This window comes from Mesorhizobium sp. ISC11 (assembly GCF_037162595.1).
Classification (GTDB): domain Bacteria; phylum Pseudomonadota; class Alphaproteobacteria; order Rhizobiales; family Rhizobiaceae; genus Mesorhizobium; species Mesorhizobium ciceri.
In genome coordinates, this window is the sequence record NZ_JAVSPW010000001.1 from 593,099 (window position 1) to 608,798 (window position 15,700).

Below are 15,700 nucleotides of genomic sequence, written 5' to 3' on the forward strand. Positions count from 1 at the left end.
GACCGTCCGCAATCAGGGACAGCATAGACGGGCACGACCCGGAGCATACCGATGACCCTGGAACTGACTGCACGCGACCGATCCATGCTCGACGGCGAGCATGGCCTGTCAGCGGCTGCTGCCATGAAAATCCTGGTCGCCTTTTCCAACGCGATCGGCGCGGGCAGCCTGCTCGACATTGCCGGCGCCCATATCGACGGCTGTCTCTACCACGGCAAGGCAGGGCTCGATTTCGTCGAGCGGCTGGTCGAAGGCGGTGGCCGCGTGCAGGTGCCGACGACGCTCAATGTCGGTTCGTTCGATCTCATCCATCCCGGCATGGTGAAAATGCCAGCGGCGGAAGAGGTGCCGGCGCGGCGGCTGATGAAAGCGCATCTGGAGCTCGGCTGCCAGGCGACTTTCACTTGCGCGCCTTACCAGACGCGGTTCCGGCCAAGCTTTGGCCAACAGATCGCCTGGGGGGAATCCAACGCCATCGTCTTTGCCAATTCGGTGATCGGCGCGCGGACCAACCGCTATGGCGATTTCATCGATCTGTGCTGCGCCATGACCGGGCGCGCGCCGGCCTGGGGTCTGCATCTGAGCGAGAACCGGCGTGGTCGGATCCTGTTTGAGCTGGATGTTCCGGACAGCGAGCCGAGCGACAGCCTTTTCGTCGGCGTCGGGCTATTGATTGGGCAAGCGAGCGGCGACCGCGTTTCGGTGATTGCCGGCCTGCCGCGGCCGCGCGACGAGGACCAGCTGAAGGCGCTGGGGGCGGCGGCGGCAACGACCGGTGCTGTGGCGCTGTTCCATGCGGTCGGCATCACGCCGGAAGCGATGACGCTCGACGAGGCGTTCCAGGGTCATGCGCCTGACGAGACGATCCGCATCAGCCGCGCCGACATCGATCATGCGCTGGCCAGGCTATCGACCGTGCCCGATGGCGCGCCGCTGGCGGCCGTGTCGCTCGGCACGCCGCATTTTTCGCATGAGGAATGGATGCGACTGTTGCCGTTGCTGCGCGAGGCAGCACCGGGTAGGCGCATTCCGATCTATGTCAACACCGGCCGCGCGACGCTGACGCGATTGCAGGAGGAGGGCGCGCTGGCCGGTATGGAGGCGTTCGGCCTGATCCCGGTCGCCGATACCTGCACCTATGTCACATCGATCCTGGAACGCCTCGATGGCGTGGTGATGACCAATTCCGGCAAATGGGCGCACTACGCACCCGGCAATATCGGTGTGTCCGTCGCCTTCGCCGAGATGCGGGATTGCATCCGCTCTGCTGCGGCCGGGCATGTTGTGCGGAGCGCGTCATGACGCGACCGGTGGAACGAACCGGCACTTTCCAGCTGGCCGGTGACGCTGAGGGTCAGGCGCTGGTGTTTTCGCAACCGCTCAGCTTCTGGGGCGGTATCGATGCCGAGACCGGCGAGATAACAGACCATTCGCACCCCGGCCTCGGCCGAAATGTCGCCGGCAGGATTTTGGTCATGCCGAGCGGTCGCGGCTCGTCGTCGTCATCCTCGGTCCTGGCAGAGGCGATCCGCAGGGGCACGGCGCCGGCCGGTATTCTTCTGGAGCGGCCGGACCCGATCCTGGCGGTCGGTGCCATCGTTGCCGAATTTCTTTATGACATCCGCATGCCGCTGGTGGTGTGCGATATTTCGAACCTTGTCTCCGGTGATCAAATTGATATCGGCATCGGCAAAGACCGCGGGCCGATCATCAGAGTTCACCCCGCCATCAATCCGGCAGAGCCACGCCGCCAATAGGCCGCCGCCAGCGTTTGATCGCGACCAAGCCCCAGCGTGTCGCGCCAACATTCGCGCACGATCTTGGCGGCAGCGGCTTCCGCGGCGAACCAGCCGAAGGCCGAACCGTCCTGCGGCCACGCCACCGAGCGGACAGCCTCGGCCAGCAGTCTGTCCTCGCCCGCCGCCACGCCATCCCGTGTCAGCCAATGAACGTCGATGCCCGTGCCATTGTTGATCGCTTGTCTTTCACCATCATTGGCGATCTCGACGAAGGCGACGCCTTTTGTCCCGGCCGGTAGTGTCTCCAGCAGCCGAGCCAGCGCCGGCAAGCCGGTTTCGTCGGCGCCCATGACGTACCATTCTGCCTGCCGCACCGGACGGCCGACCGGGCCCATGATGCCAACCTTCATGCTGGGCGCGGCCTGCATGGCCCAGGCGGAGCCGACGCTCTCGCCGGGATGGATCAGGAAGTCGACATCGATGATGCCCTTTTCCACGTCAAGCGCGCGGATGGTGTAGACGCGCGCCACCGGGCGCCGGTCGTCGGTGGGCCAGACCGGTAAGCCATTGCCGCCCAGCACCGGCCACAGCGGATCGGGGACGTCCCTGGTCGGAAACAGCATGCGGATATGCATGCCGCCGAACTTGGCGAAGCGCGAGAGATTCTCGCCGGCCAGACGAATGCGGCGCATATTCGGAGTGAGGTCGCGAACATCGGTCACCACCATCTCGCGGAACTGGGCGAGGCTGGTTTCGCCTGAGAGATCGCCGGTCCAGACGATCTCGGGGTTTTCCTCCTTGGCGTAGACCTGTACGGCTGTGGCGAGCAGGTCCTTGATACGGGCGAGCCCGTCGCGGTCGGCAGCATTGGCCCGCATCACCAGCCGCTCCATGTCGAACGAGGCGCCGCCGAAGGCAAAGCGGAAATCGATGCGCTGTCCCTGATGCGAAGCATCGGCCTCGAAGCTCCGCAGCCTGTCTGAGATGCTGTCCATGTAGTCCGGCAGACGCCGCAGGTTGAGCCGTGCCTCGCAGGCCAGTTCACGCACCGATGCTTCGTTCATTGTCAGCCTCCCATCCTGCCGGTGAGGGCCACCTTGAAGGTGCGGCCCTTGCCCTGTTCTGTTGCCGCCGAGGTCGACCATGCGCTTTGCGGATCGGTGTAGGCGGTGTTGAATATGTTATCGACGCCGAAATCGAGCTTGAGGTTGTCGTTGACGCGCCAGTTGGCGAAGACATTGACCAGATCGAAACCGTCATCGACGACCGGCACGGCGTTGGGATTGGTGCGGCTGGTGCGGGTGATCTTGCCGACGCTGAGATATTGCGCGCCGACGGTGAGCTGGTCCTCCAGCATGCGGAAGCCGATCGTGGCCGAGAAGCGGTCGAGCGGCGTGTTGTTCAACGCCTGGCCGGAATAGACGCCGCTGACGACCTTGGCATCGATCAGCGCGCCGGAGAAGTTCACGAAACCCTAGCCATAATCATAAACCATCTCGGCCTCTACGCCCTTCAGGCGTGCGTCGCCGATGTTGATTGCCGTGCGCGGCAGCACGGTGAGGTCGACGTCGATGTAATCCTCGACGTCAGTGTGGAAAACGTTGACCTTGGCGCGCAGCCGATCACCCGCCGTCAGCACATCGTCATATTTCACGTTGACGCCGGCCTCCCAGTTCTTCGCCGTCTCGGGCTGCAGCAGAAGATTGGGCCGATATGTATCACCGCCGCCATGCGCGCCGCCGCCACGGAAGACATCCTGCAGACCCGGCGCCCGGTAGCCTTCGGAATAGGTGCCATAGAGCTGGAAGCCATCGAATGGCGTGACGCCGACGGTGAGGCGCGGCGACCAACGATCGCCGGAGATCGAGGCTTCCTGCGGTGACGGGATGCGCGTCTCGCCATCGAGCTGGTAGCCGTCATAGCGCATCGCCGCGATGACCTGCAGCCAGTCCCCGTAATCGCCCTGCCACTGCAGGAAGCCGCCATAACCCTGCTGTTGGCCAGCGCCGAAATGCGCCGCTTCCGAGGAGGCCTCGAGATAGTAGTAGTCGAGTCCGTAGGTCAGCGTATGTGTTAGTCCCCAGACGTCGAAACGCGAGGAGTTCTTCACATTGAAACCTGTCGTGGCCACGTCGTAGAAGCGGAAATTGCCGATCGCCGAGGTCGGCCAGACCTGCGTCTGCTCGGCGCGGGTGCGGTTGTGATAGGCATTGGCGCTGAAGTCGATCAGCGCGTTGTCGTCGGGCTTCCAGGTGTAAGCGGCGGTGTAGGTCTGGTTGGTGGTGTCGGTGTCATAGCGGCTCAGGGTCGGCGAGGCCGAGCCGCTCGATCCGGTGATCTGGTCGTTGTAGCGCTGCAGGATGGCGCCGAGCTTCAGCTCATGGCCATCGGCCGGCCGCAACGTCGCCTTCAGATAGCCGCTGGTCACCCGCTCGCCGGTCCATGGCACGGTGTCGCCATTGCCATCGGTGTAGCTGTCGCGGTCGCGGTAGATGAGGTTGCCGATGATATCGGCATCGTCGCTGAAGCGGTAGGCACCGGTGGTGCTGGTGGTGAAGCCGTCGCCATTGTCCTCGTAGCCGAGCTTCTCGCTCAGCGCCCAGCGCTCATCCTTCTTGAGGAAATCGCCGGCATCCTTGGTCTCGAAGGAGACGACGCCGCCGATGCCGCCGGAACCATAGGCATTCGAGACCGGACCGCGAATGACGGTGGCTTCCTTGATCAGGTCGGGTTCGACATAGAACGAGCCAGAGCCATGACCGACGCGCCAGTAGTCCTGGCGGGCGCCGTCGAGGGTGACGACGACGCGGCCATATTGCTCCAGGCCGCGGATGTTGATGGCGGTTGCGGGATCGTCGCCATTCATCGAGGCAGCGACGCCCGGTGTGGTGCGGAAGATGTCGGCGGCTGTGTCGGGCTGGATGCGGTCGAGTTCGTCCTGATCGACGGCGCTGATGGCGGCCATCGATTCGATCACCGCCGTTTTGATCATCGTTGCCGAGATGGTGATCACGTCGAGCATCGTCGCCGGCTGGTTCTGCGCGACACTGGCCGGCGCCAGGCGGCCGGTCTTGGCGGCGGCCTTTTTCTCCCGGTCCTGTTCCTGCGCGCTGGCAAGAGGCACGGCGCAGAGGCCGAGCACGAAGGCGAGCGCCGTGCTCGCCATCAATGTCGTGTTTGTTGTCGTTGTCATGCAGCCCCCAAGCAAAAGCAAAACTGCTGGCGGTGGCTGAGCGGCCTTGGCTGGCATTATTGAAAATCCCTCGACCAGGCAGGTCAGGGCACGGGTCACATATTAAAACATGATGACATAAGTCAACTTTAAATTTATAGCCGACCATCCTCGAGAAGCATCTGGCACGGGAACAGCGGCATGGTCGGCAGTTTAGGCGAAGGCAAGACGACCCACTGGTCGCAACCGGGCAGGATCGCGGCGGTGCTGCTTCTGGCACTGTCGGTGCTGGCGCCTTCCTGCGGCTTCAAGGCGCTGGCCGCCGAGATCGTTGTCGATGCGCTGGGGCGAACCGTCGTGCCGGGCGCGGCGACCCGGATCGTGACGCTCGGTTCCGACGTCACCGAGATCGTCCACGCGCTGGGCGCCGGCGGGCGAATCGTCGCTATAGATCGCGGCAGCAAATATCCGCCTGAAGTCGCGCAAAAACCCAATGTCGGCTACCGCCGCCAGCTTTCGGTCGAGGGGCTGGCCAGCCTGCGTCCCGACCTGATCCTGGCCGCAGAAGACAGCGGGCCTCCTGAAGCGGTCGAGGTGCTGAAGTCGCTGGCAATCCCGATCGTCTTGGTCCCGCAGGACAACAGCCCGCAAGGCATCGAGCACAAGATCACGTTGATCGCCGCCAGCCTTGGGCTCGAGGACAAGGGCAAGGCGGTTTCCGCCGAGGTGCTCACCGCCTTTCAGGCTGCCGCGGATCTGGCGTCGCAAATTCCGCCGGAGCGGCGCAAGAAGGTGGTGTTCTTCCATGGCCTGGTACGTCTGAGCGCTGCCGGCGCGGGTACTTCTGCCGACGCCATCATCCGCTATGCCGGCGGCCTCAACCCTATGGACATCGTACAGGGCTACAAGGCGGCGTCGGAGGAAAAACTGATCGAGATGGCGCCTGACGTCATCCTGATGATGGGCGACGGCAAGGGCGGGCCGTCGGCCGAGCTGGTGTTCGGCAACCGCGCGCTGGCGGCAACGCCGGCGGCAGCCAACAAGGCGCTGGTCGTGCTCGACGGCGCCTACATGATCGGCTTCGGCCCGCGCACATCGGATGCGATCCGCGACCTGGCGAAAGCGCTCTATCCGGAAGGGGAATGACGTCGCGAAAATCGCAAGACGGTTCGGCTGGGCAGTACAATTTCGTCGCCGAACCCCGTTGCGCTTCATAAATGCTGTCCGTCCGGATTTCTCCGGATCGGCTTCCGCCCGAACAAACTTGGCGGCTCGGCCTGAAACATTGGCACGATATTCTAAGCCGCGCGGTTGACCGTGAATGCGCTCTCCAGCCTATAATTATACTAAATTCATAGACTAACTGCGAACGCTCGGAGCGCTCGCATCTTGGCCTGTGAAAATGGTTGCACAAGAGAGCGCATCGATGCCGAAAACAGAGTCCAATCCGGTCGACCTCGGCACCAGGGCCGCCGACTTCCTGCTGCCCGACGCGCAAGGTGTGCTGCACCGCCTTGCCGATTTCGACGCCAAGCCGGCCTTGCTCGTCGCTTTCATCTCCAACCGCTGCCCGTTCGTCGTGCTGATCCGCGAGCAGCTTGCCGCTTTCGCCAGGGATTACGCCGGCAAGGGGCTGCAGGTGGTGGCGATCAACGCCAACGACCACGAGGCGCATCCGGAGGAGACGCTCGCCCGCATCGGCGAGGAGGCCGAAAAATTCGGCTATTCCTTCCCCTATCTCAAGGATGCGTCGCAGCAGACGGCGAAAGCCTATGGCGCGGCTTGCACGCCCGACTTCTTCCTGTTCGGCACTGACCGGCGGCTCGCCTATCACGGCCAGTTCGACGATGCACGGCCGGGCAACGGCAAGCCGGTGACGGGTGCCGATCTGCGCGCGGCGGTCGATACGGTGTTGGAGGGCGGCAGGCCCACTGCCAGCCAGGCGCCGTCGATCGGCTGCAACATCAAGTGGAGCGCGGGCAACGAGCCGGTGTGGTCTTCCAGCGCGGCCCGCGCGGCCTAGCGCCTGCTTCGACTTTATTCGCCAGGTCTCCATGCCCAAGCCGCAAAAATCCGCTTCCGACAGCTTGCTGCTCCAGGCCGACGTGCTGGTGCTGGGCGGCGGTCCGTCGGCAGCTTGGGCAGCAGTCGCCGCGGCCGAGGCCGGCGCCAAGGTGGTGCTGGCCGACAAGGGCTATCTCGGCACCAGCGGCGCCACCGCGCCGTCCAACACCGGCACCTGGTGCGTGCCGCCGGGCGACAACAGGCATGCCGTGGTCGAGCGACGCTGGCAGCGCACCGGCGAACTCGCCGACCCGCGCTGGATGCTGCGCTGCGTTGACACCGCCTACCGCAACCTGCTCAGGCTCTCCGAATGGGGCTATCCTTTCCCGAGCGAGGATGACGGCCGGCTCTACATCGCCAATCTGCGCGGCCCGGACTACATGCGCTTCATGCGCCGCCGCGTGCTTTTGGCCGGCGTCACCGTCCTCGACCATCATCCCGCGCTCGAACTTTTGTCGGACGGCGATGCCATCGTCGGCGCCGCCGGTGTCGCCAGGCAGATCGGCCAGGATTGGCGCGTCGACGCCAACGCGGTGGTGCTGGCGACCGGTGGCTGCGCTTTCCGCGAGCGCATCCTCGGCGCGACCGGGCTGACCGGCGACGGCTATCTGATGGCGGCGGAGGCCGGCGCCAGCCTGTCGGGCATGGAGTTCACCGGCAAATACACGCTGGCGCCCTACGGCTCCTCGTTGAACAAGGGGCTGCCGTTCCGCTGGGCGTCGTTCCATCGCGAAGATGGCTCACCGATCGTCGGGCCGACCGGCGAGCCGTTGCGCAACGGCATCGGCGACCGCGAGGAGGAAGTGGCGCGCGCGCTGATCGACGGCCCGGTCTACGCGCGGCTCGATCAGGCCGAACCGGCGCTGCAGGGCTGGCTGCGCCAGGGCCAGCCGAATTGCTTCGTGCCCTATGACCGCGCCGGCATCGACCCGTTCAGCGAGTTGTTCCGCATCACCCTGCGCGCCGAAGGCACGGTGCGCGGCACGGGCGGCATAGACATCGTCTCCGACGATTGCGCCACCGGCGTACCCGGCCTCTATGTCGCCGGCGACGCGGCCAGCCGCGAGATCATGACCGGTGCGGTGTCGGGCGGCGGCGCCGTCAATTCGTCCTGGGCGCTGGCCAGCGGCTGGTGGGCGGGCAAGGGCGCTTCGACCCATGCCAAGCGCCGGACCGGCAAGGCATTCCGCACTGAGGTGCAGTCGCTTGGCCAGGCTGGATTACGTCCTGCATCATCGCCGCGCGTCGACATCTCGGCAGGCGAAGTCATCGAGGCGGTGCGCAGTGAGGTGACGCCGCTCGACAAGAATTTCTTCCGCACCGGCGAAGGCCTGGAGAAAAGCGGCGAGCGGTTGGAGAGTGTCTGGCGCGACGTGCGCGACCATCTGCAAGGCGACGGGCTGGATAGGGTCCGTACCCGAGAGGCAGCTTCGATCGCCGCCGCCGGGCGCTGGTCCGTGGCCGCAGCGCTGCACCGCACCGAGAGCCGCGGTATGCATCGCCGCACCGATTTGCCGGGCAAGAGCCCGGCCTTCGCGCAACGGCTGGTCATCACCGGTGTGGATGCGTTCCGCATCGCAGGCGCGCCTGAGCGGCTGGCGGAGCTGGCGTCATGATCGAGATCGTCTCGGCCACGCGCTGCGTCGAATGCGACATCTGCGTCAAGGTGTGCCCGGCCAACGTCTTCGACGCGACCGAGAGCGGCGTGCCGGTGATCGCCCGCCAGGAGGACTGCCAGACCTGCTTCCTGTGCGAGATCTACTGCCCGACCGACGCGCTCTATGTGGCCGAGTTCGCCGAAGGGCCGACCGGCATCACGGAAGCTCAGGCCGACGCCCGACAGCTGTTTGGCTCCTATGCCCGCGCGCTCGGCTGGAAGCGCGGCAAGGCCGGCGGCTCGGAATTCGACCCGACGCACCGCATTCGCGTGGCGCAGTGAACCGATCGGAGACAGATATGGACCGTATCGTCGTCAGCGACATCAGCAAGACCTTCCAGCTCAAGCCGGGGCAGTTCGTCACCGTCGATGGCGAGGCGACCGACCGCGTCACCGTGCTCGACGGCGTCGACCTCTCGATCCGTAAGGGCGAGTTCATCACGCTGGTCGGCCCCAGCGGCTCGGGCAAGTCGGTGCTGCTCGACATCATTGGCGGGCTGACGCAGGCGACCGGCGGCGACGTCAAGCTCGATGGCCGGCGCATCACCAGGCCCGACCCGAAGACCGGCTATGTCTTCCAGCAATATGCGCTGTTTCCCTGGCGCACGGCGCTCGCCAACATCGAATATGCGCTGGAAGTGCGCGGCGTGGCCAAGGCTGAGCGCACGGCGACGGCCCGCCATCTGTTGTCGCTGTTCGGCCTTGCCGGCTTCGAGGACCGTTTTCCCAACCAGCTGTCCGGCGGCATGCAGCAGCGTGTGGCGATCGCGCGTGCGCTGGCCAGCAACCCGGAAGTGTTGCTGATGGATGAGCCGTTCGCGGCGCTCGACCAGCAGACGCGCGAGCTTCTGCAAGGCGAGCTGCTGCGGATCTGGGGCAAGATCAACACGACTGTCATTTTCGTCACCCACTCGATCGACGAGGCGATCTTCCTCGCCGACCGGGTGGTGGTGATGACGGCGCGGCCGGGCGCGGTGAAGGAGATCATCGATATCGACCTGCCACGGCCGCGCGACGGCGACATCCGCGCCAGCGCCGAATTCAATCTATATCGCGCTCGCGTCTGGGACGTGCTGCGCGACGAGGTCAACAAGGCGCAGAAGGACTGGACTCTGTCGCCAGCCTTCAGTCACTGAGGAACTGGACCCATGGCCTATCTGACCGAGAAGTTTGGCTCCGCTGGAGCGCTCCACCTGTTTGCCGGCGCTGGCGAAACGGTAGCCGCCGCCAGGGTCCCCGCCATCAAGGCCAACGCCAAGATCCGGAGCAAGAAAGCGAGCCACGGCACATTCCTCTATGGCTTGCCGCTGCTCGGCCTGTTCTTCCTGCTGTGGGAGATCGCGCCCCGGCTCGGCTGGCTGAACCGCATCTTCTTTCCGCCGCTGAGCGAGGTGCTGGTCGCCTGGTGGGCGCTGCTCGCTTCGGGCGTGCTGATCGAGCATATCGGCATAAGCCTGCAGCGTGCCGCGATCGGCTTCGCACTCGGCGTGGTGGTGGCCATCCCGCTCGGTCTGTTGATGGGGCGCTATTCGCTGTTCGAGAAGGTTTCCGACCTTTTGGTGCAGACGCTGCGCAACACCTCGCAATTCGCGCTTCTGCCGGTGTTCATCCTGCTGCTCGGCATCGGCGAGGAATCGAAGGTCGCGATCACCTTCTACTCCTCGGTTTTCTTTCTCCTCGTCAACACGATCAGCGGCGTCAAGTCGGTCGATCCGCTGCTCATCAAGGCTGCGCGCTCGATGGGCACGTCCGACTTCGACCTTTTCCGGAAAGTCATCCTGCCGGCCAGCATTCCCTCGATCGTCGCCGGCGCTCGGCTGGCGGTGAAATCCTCGCTGTTCGCGGTCATCGGCGCCGAGATGCTGGCGGCCAAATCCGGCCTCGGTTTCCTCATCCAGAATTCGCAGCTGATGATGGAAACGGCCGACATGTACGCCGGCATCCTGACGCTGACCGTCATCGGCCTGACCGTCAATTACCTGCTCGTCTGGTTCGAGCGCTGGGCAACAGCCTGGAAGGGCCAGTCCGAGACCTCGCTCATTTAAGCGGCCCCATCATTCCAAACAGGAAGGATTTTCCCATGCCCAACATTCCATTCGACGCAATTCGCCGGCTGCTGCTGAAGGGCGCCATTGCCGTCGTCATCGGCCTTGGCGGCATGCCTGCCTTCGCACAGGACAAGCCTGACATCATCCGCATCGGCAGCACGGCGCCGGGGCACCTCAAATTCGTCCTCGCCCAGAAGGACGGCTGGTGGGACAAGGAATTCGCCAAGGACGGCATCAAGGTCGAACTGGTGACCTTCAACGGCGGCTCGGAAGCCACGACGGCATTGGCGACCGGCGCCATCGAGTTCACCTATACCGGCAACAATCCGGCGCTGCGCGTTGCTGCGTCCGGCGCCGACGTCAAGCTGATCGGCCTGTCGAGCTATGTGAAGGCCGGCGGTTCCTACATCGTCGTCAAAACCGACTCGCCGTTGAAGACGCTGCAGGATCTCAGGGGCAAGAAGGTCGCCTATCTCACCGGAACGGTGCGGCATTCGAACTTCAGCAAGGCACTGAACAGCGTCGGCCTGACCACCAATGACGTCGAAGGTCTGAACCTGCCTTTCGAGGCATCCGGCCCGGCGCTGCTGCGCGGCGATATCGACGCCATTGTCGAGACGGATTCGACGGCGGCCAAGCTGGTCGACACCGGCGAGGCGCGGGTGCTGTTCGACACCAGCACCCATCCGGAATGGAACGTGCCGAACGTCATCTCGGTCAACGGCGCCTTCGCGGCGAAATATCCCGATCTGGTCAAGCGGCTGCTGAAGGTCGACATCGAGATTTCGCGTTGGGCCGACGCTCATCCGGACGAGACGATCAAGACGTTTGTGGAGGCGACCAAGTCGTCGGAGAAATCCGTCCGCAAGACCTATGCCGACGGGGTGTTCCACCAGGATCCGAAACTAACCGACGACGCGATCGCCGCCTTGCAGGGCGAGGAGAAATTCATGGCCAGCGCCGGGCTCCTGAAGGGCTCGATCGACTACGGAAAATGGGTCGACAAGAGCTTTGTCGATGGCGCCGCGGCTGAAATCGCTGCCGTCCAATAGACTGGAAGCATCGAGCGGGGCGGGCGCTTTACCGCGCTGCCCCGCTCGTCTGGTCCGTCAAATCTCAGGGATGTTCTCCTTGAAGATCACCTGCAGCCTTGGCTGGTGCAGTTCATAGGGCAATCCCCGGACCGCATGGGTCAAAGTGTTGAGCGCTTCGCGGGCTTCGACGCGCGGGTTCTGGTCGATGACCGCGTCGAGCGTGCCGTCGAGCAGAAGGTCCTTGGTGCCGTCCGTCACCTCGTGGCCGAGGAAGACCATGGACTGGGCGCGGCCGTGCTCCTTGAGCGCGCGGGCGATGCCGGTGTTGCCGGCGCCGACATTGTAGATCGCGGCAAGGTCGGGGTGCCGTTCCAGCAGGGCCGATGCCTCCGAATAGGCCTTCTCGCGGTCGTCGAGCATTTCGCGCATCTCGACGATCTGCAGGTTGGGTGATTCCTCGGTCAGGACGTGGCGGAACCCCATCTCGCGTTCTTCGTGGCCGCGATAGGACAGCGAGCCGGCGAACAGCGCCACCTTGCCCGGATGCCCCGATCCCATGAAGCGGTTGAGCAGATAGCCGGCCAGCCGCCCGGCGGCGCGGTTGTCGATGCCGATATAGGCGACCCTGGGCACATGCAGGATGTCGGAGGCGATGGTCACCACCTTGATATCGTTGGCCGACAGGGATCGGATCGCTTCGCGCACCGTCGGATGGTCGAGCGCTATAACGCCGACGCCTTGCGTCTGTCCGCGCAGGTCCTGCAGCAGGCGGGCGAGCCGGTCAGGATTGAAGCCCTCGATGGTGGCGATATGGACATCGAGGTCGGGCCGCGCCAGAGCCTGTGCCTCGATGTGCCGGTGCAGCATCTTGATGAAGGAATTGGTGCCGGCCGGCAGCGCGAAGTCGAGCCGGATGACCTCGCCAGGCGAGGGCCGTGGCGGCGCGCCGTTCGGGCCTTCGGCGATGTAGCCGAGGCGCTGCGCCATTTCGAGCACGATTTCGCGCGTGCGCGCCCGCACGCCGGGTCGGTTGTTGAGCACGCGGTCGACGGTGGCGGCCGAGACGCCGGCTTCCCGGGCTATGTCAGTCAGGGTGGAACGCACCGTCTTTCATCTCCTGCATGCGTCAGATCGGCTGGTGACGGCTTCCCCGCCATCGGCGATTCTGATGGGAAATGATGTATCCGCCCTTAGCCCATGCGCAAGCCGCCGCGCTAAATCAAATGGTCCGGTAGGGCTGCGCAGGGCCGGGAAGGGTCGTGTGCCCTCAAATTGAAGCACCCGGCATGATGCATGGATCCCGTTTTTGTGCATTTCCTTGCCCTATTGCGATGTTGTGAGGTGTTTTGATTATTTATGATGTTGACAGCCTTGCCATGCTGCCGTCAATATCCCTCATAAGGGCCGTGGAGGAAACGTGGCCCTGAGGGAGGAGTTTCAATGTCTGACTTGATCCGCATCTCGCGGCGCCGGCTGCTGGCATCCGGAGGAAAGGCGGCTGTGATCATGGCCGCCGCTGGTATCGCACCCCAATTCATTCGTCCCGGCCGCGCCTATGCGGCCGACGCGCTGGCGCCAGGCATGATCGGCGGCCCGACGGGCTTCGATGGAGCCGAGCGCTACCAGTATGGCGCCGACACGCCGGAAGGCCGCGCCATCGAGGCGGCCAAGGCGCTGAAGGGCGCCGGCAAGGCGCCCGCCAAGATCGTGCTCGGCCTGTCCGACGGCTCGATCGGCCAGCTCACGCAGCCGTTCCCGGCCGGTGCGCCGTCGATCAAGGAGCTGTGGGAAAAGGAAACCGGCATCGCGATCGAAATCGTCGGTTTGCCGAACGGCCAGGAATTCACCAAGACGATGCAGGACATCTCCACCAAGGGTGGCGCCTACGACATCTATTCGACCGAATGGAACCGCCTCGGCGACCTCGCCGAAACCGGCGGCATCGCCAAGCTCGATGACTTTGTCGCGCAGCACAAGCCCGAATGGGACGATCCCGTCAGCGGCTATGTCAACGGCGCCAAGGGCGTGTCGCTGCTCAACAAATACCGCGGCTCCAACTATGGCGTGTCGCTGGACGGCGACTTCCAGACCTGGGTCTACCGCACCGACCTGTTCGGCGACGAAGCCGAGAAGAAGGCCTTCAAGGACAAATACGGCTACGATCTGGCGCCGCCGAAGACCTGGAAGCAGCATGGCGACATCGCCGCCTTCTTCCAGCGTCCGGACAAGGGCCTGTTCGGCTCGACCGACCTGCGCAACCAGGGCTGGGGCTACACCAACTGGTACCAGCGCTATGTCTCGATGGCTTCGCCCAACCAATTCCTGTTTGGCGATGACGGCAAGCCGATGATCAATTCCGAGCAAGGCATTGCCGCCACCAACGAATATGTCGCTTCGCTCGCACATCATTCGCCGGATGCGATCTCCTGGGGCTGGCCGGAGCAATACGGCAACTTCGCCAAGGGTGGTGCGGCGATGACCTGCGCCTTCTCCAACCTGCCGAAATTCCTCGACAATGCCGGCAACAAGGATTCGGCCGTCACCGGCAAGATCGGCTCGATGCTGCCGCCAGGCCGCGAGATCGACGGCAAGCTGATCAGCCGCTCCGTGCTGTGGTTCTCGCTGACCGGCATGGTCTCGTCGCAGTCGAAGAACCAGGAGGTTGCCTATCTCCTGCTGCAATGGCTGGGCTCGGCCCGTATCTACGCCTGGATGAGTGCCAACCCCGGCGGTTATCTGGACCCGTTCCGGCTTTCGGACTTCTCCGATCCGCTGGTGCGCCAGACCTATCATGCCTACCACATGGACGTCGTGCGCGAGACGGTGGCGCGCACCGTGCCGACCATCAACTATCCCGGCGCGACAGCCTTCCACAATGCGCTCGACGAGAACCTCATGGCGGCGCTGACCAAGGCCAAGACATCGGAGCAGGCGATGGCCGATACGGAGGCGGAGTGGAAGAAGATCGTGCGGCGCACCGGCGAGGACAAACTGCTCGAAGCCATCAAGACCAACAAGGAGGCCTGGCCGACAGTTCTCGACCCGATCGTCTGATCCATCTCCCTGGATCACATCGAAGGAGGGGAGGAGCCTGCTTTTCCCCTCCGCCCACAACGCCACCAGCAAAGCCGCCAGATGAAGCGTTCCGTTCCTTTCCTGATATTCCGCTATGCCGCGATCTTCGCGGCCATGGCGGTGACGCTGGTGCCGATCCTGTGGATGGTATCGATGGCGTTCAAGCCGATCGCCGAATGGTCGGCGACCGGCGCCGACCTGACCTGGTGGCCGAAGAACCCGACGCTCAGCAATTTTCGTTTCGTCTTCGGCGAGTCGACCAACAATTTGATCGTCGCGCTCGACCGTACCGCGCTGAAGCCGATCCTCGCATCGCTGCTGTCGGCGGTTTTCGGCACGGTGATCGCCATGTCGGCGGGCACTGCGGCGGCTTATGGGCTGTCGCGTTTCGGCTCCGGCCAGAACCTGCCGCTGGCGCTGATCCAGCTCAGGATTTTTCCCCCGATGGCGGTCATGATCCCGGTGATGATCATGTGGGCTTTCCTCAACTTCACCGACAGCTGGTGGGGCCTGGCGCTGATCTACGGCATCGTCACCTTGCCGTTCGCCTTCTGGCTGATGAAGACCTTCTTCGACGACATGCCGCGCGAGATCGAGGAGGCAGCGCTTGTCGAGGGCTGTTCGCGGTTGCGCGTCTTCACCCGCATCACGCTGCCGATGATGCGCGCGCCGCTGGCCAGTGCCGCGCTCTTCGTCTTCATCCTCAACTGGTCGGACTATCTGATCGCGCTGCTTCTGACGACGCGCGAATGGGTGACCATCCCGGTCTACATGGCCTCGCTATCCTCCTCGATGACCGGGCAGCTCTATGGCGCCAAGGCGGCGCTTGGCTGATCGCGGCCGTGCCGCCGGTCATCATGGGCATCGCCATCCAACGCCATCTGGTGCGCGGGTTGACATTCGGGGCGCTC

Annotated in this window: 13 protein-coding genes and 1 pseudogene; 11 read left to right on the forward strand and 3 right to left on the reverse strand. The window is 64.4% G+C overall.

Translation table 11 applies throughout. The features are described from left to right. The first annotated feature begins 51 nt into the window (after positions 1-51). Positions 52-1,302 (forward strand): aconitase X, encoded by a 1,251-nt coding sequence (locus RPF88_RS03135; RefSeq protein WP_337121672.1) that lies wholly within the window; start codon positions 52-54, stop codon positions 1,300-1,302. After that, positions 1,299-1,757 (forward strand): aconitase X swivel domain-containing protein, encoded by a 459-nt coding sequence (locus tag RPF88_RS03140; protein WP_013530810.1) that lies wholly within the window; start codon positions 1,299-1,301, stop codon positions 1,755-1,757. Before RPF88_RS03135 ends, RPF88_RS03140 begins: the two co-directional genes overlap by 4 nt. Here the strand turns inward: RPF88_RS03140 and RPF88_RS03145 are convergent. Then, positions 1,718-2,803, reverse strand: a complete 1,086-nt coding sequence (locus RPF88_RS03145; RefSeq protein WP_337121673.1) for a siderophore-interacting protein — start codon at positions 2,801-2,803, stop codon at positions 1,718-1,720. The two genes, RPF88_RS03140 and RPF88_RS03145, sit on opposite strands and share 40 nt — an antisense overlap. Before the next feature lie 2 nt (positions 2,804-2,805). Further along, a pseudogene (locus RPF88_RS03150) lies at positions 2,806-4,989 on the reverse strand (TonB-dependent hemoglobin/transferrin/lactoferrin family receptor). 123 nt (positions 4,990-5,112) lie between these two features. On the opposite strand from RPF88_RS03150, the gene RPF88_RS03155 reads away from it, so the two are divergent. From RPF88_RS03155 to RPF88_RS03185, 7 genes are all read left to right on the forward strand, one after another. Then, the gene (locus RPF88_RS03155; RefSeq protein ID WP_337121674.1) at positions 5,113-6,057 is read left to right on the forward strand and encodes a heme/hemin ABC transporter substrate-binding protein; all 945 of its coding nucleotides are present in this window, start codon (positions 5,113-5,115) and stop codon (positions 6,055-6,057) included. A gap of 280 nt (positions 6,058-6,337) precedes the next feature. Further along, positions 6,338-6,934, forward strand: coding sequence for a thioredoxin family protein (locus tag RPF88_RS03160; protein WP_013530814.1), 597 nt, complete (start codon positions 6,338-6,340; stop codon positions 6,932-6,934). Between the two features lie 31 nt (positions 6,935-6,965). Then, positions 6,966-8,591, forward strand: coding sequence for an FAD-binding protein (locus RPF88_RS03165; RefSeq protein WP_337121675.1), 1,626 nt, complete (start codon positions 6,966-6,968; stop codon positions 8,589-8,591). Next, positions 8,588-8,914, forward strand: coding sequence for a 4Fe-4S dicluster domain-containing protein (locus RPF88_RS03170; protein WP_013530816.1), 327 nt, complete (start codon positions 8,588-8,590; stop codon positions 8,912-8,914). Before RPF88_RS03165 ends, RPF88_RS03170 begins: the two co-directional genes overlap by 4 nt. Before the next feature lie 17 nt (positions 8,915-8,931). Continuing rightward, positions 8,932-9,768, forward strand: a complete 837-nt coding sequence (locus tag RPF88_RS03175) for an ABC transporter ATP-binding protein (RefSeq protein ID WP_013530817.1) — start codon at positions 8,932-8,934, stop codon at positions 9,766-9,768. A 12-nt stretch (positions 9,769-9,780) separates the two neighbouring features. Next, the gene (locus RPF88_RS03180) at positions 9,781-10,677 is read left to right on the forward strand and encodes an ABC transporter permease (RefSeq protein ID WP_127366722.1); all 897 of its coding nucleotides are present in this window, start codon (positions 9,781-9,783) and stop codon (positions 10,675-10,677) included. A 35-nt stretch (positions 10,678-10,712) separates the two neighbouring features. Further along, positions 10,713-11,732: an aliphatic sulfonate ABC transporter substrate-binding protein gene (locus RPF88_RS03185; protein WP_013530818.1), complete on the forward strand. Its 1,020-nt coding sequence runs from the start codon at positions 10,713-10,715 to the stop codon at positions 11,730-11,732. Between the two features lie 57 nt (positions 11,733-11,789). On the opposite strand, the gene RPF88_RS03190 is transcribed toward RPF88_RS03185, so the two are convergent. Next, the gene (locus RPF88_RS03190; RefSeq protein ID WP_024501567.1) at positions 11,790-12,818 is read right to left on the reverse strand and encodes a LacI family DNA-binding transcriptional regulator; all 1,029 of its coding nucleotides are present in this window, start codon (positions 12,816-12,818) and stop codon (positions 11,790-11,792) included. A gap of 336 nt (positions 12,819-13,154) precedes the next feature. Here RPF88_RS03190 and RPF88_RS03195 point away from each other — a divergent pair, with 336 nt between their 5' ends. Continuing rightward, on the forward strand, positions 13,155-14,768 hold the full coding sequence (locus RPF88_RS03195) for an extracellular solute-binding protein (RefSeq protein WP_063168542.1): 1,614 nt from the start codon (positions 13,155-13,157) through the stop codon (positions 14,766-14,768). Between the two features lie 81 nt (positions 14,769-14,849). Further along, positions 14,850-15,623 carry a carbohydrate ABC transporter permease gene (locus RPF88_RS03200; protein WP_337121676.1) on the forward strand — a complete coding sequence of 258 codons (774 nt, stop codon included), beginning with the start codon at positions 14,850-14,852 and terminating at the stop codon, positions 15,621-15,623. The last annotated feature ends 77 nt before the right edge of the window (positions 15,624-15,700 follow it).

What these genes read in the sequence shown, in the direction of transcription:
- RPF88_RS03185 (WP_013530818.1), top strand. Translation starts at nt 10,713, where the DNA reads ATGCCCAACATTCCATTCGACGCAATTCGCCGGCTGCTGCTGAAGGGC.
- RPF88_RS03155 (WP_337121674.1), top strand. Translation starts at nt 5,113, where the DNA reads ATGGTCGGCAGTTTAGGCGAAGGCAAGACGACCCACTGGTCGCAACCG.
- RPF88_RS03160 (WP_013530814.1), top strand. Translation starts at nt 6,338, where the DNA reads ATGCCGAAAACAGAGTCCAATCCGGTCGACCTCGGCACCAGGGCCGCC.
- RPF88_RS03140 (WP_013530810.1), top strand. Translation starts at nt 1,299, where the DNA reads ATGACGCGACCGGTGGAACGAACCGGCACTTTCCAGCTGGCCGGTGAC.
- RPF88_RS03200 (WP_337121676.1), top strand. Translation starts at nt 14,850, where the DNA reads ATGAAGCGTTCCGTTCCTTTCCTGATATTCCGCTATGCCGCGATCTTC.
- RPF88_RS03170 (WP_013530816.1), top strand. Translation starts at nt 8,588, where the DNA reads ATGATCGAGATCGTCTCGGCCACGCGCTGCGTCGAATGCGACATCTGC.
- RPF88_RS03135 (WP_337121672.1), top strand. Translation starts at nt 52, where the DNA reads ATGACCCTGGAACTGACTGCACGCGACCGATCCATGCTCGACGGCGAG.
- RPF88_RS03165 (WP_337121675.1), top strand. Translation starts at nt 6,966, where the DNA reads ATGCCCAAGCCGCAAAAATCCGCTTCCGACAGCTTGCTGCTCCAGGCC.
- RPF88_RS03145 (WP_337121673.1), bottom strand. Translation starts at nt 2,803, where the DNA reads ATGAACGAAGCATCGGTGCGTGAACTGGCCTGCGAGGCACGGCTCAAC.
- RPF88_RS03180 (WP_127366722.1), top strand. Translation starts at nt 9,781, where the DNA reads ATGGCCTATCTGACCGAGAAGTTTGGCTCCGCTGGAGCGCTCCACCTG.
- RPF88_RS03195 (WP_063168542.1), top strand. Translation starts at nt 13,155, where the DNA reads ATGTCTGACTTGATCCGCATCTCGCGGCGCCGGCTGCTGGCATCCGGA.
- RPF88_RS03175 (WP_013530817.1), top strand. Translation starts at nt 8,932, where the DNA reads ATGGACCGTATCGTCGTCAGCGACATCAGCAAGACCTTCCAGCTCAAG.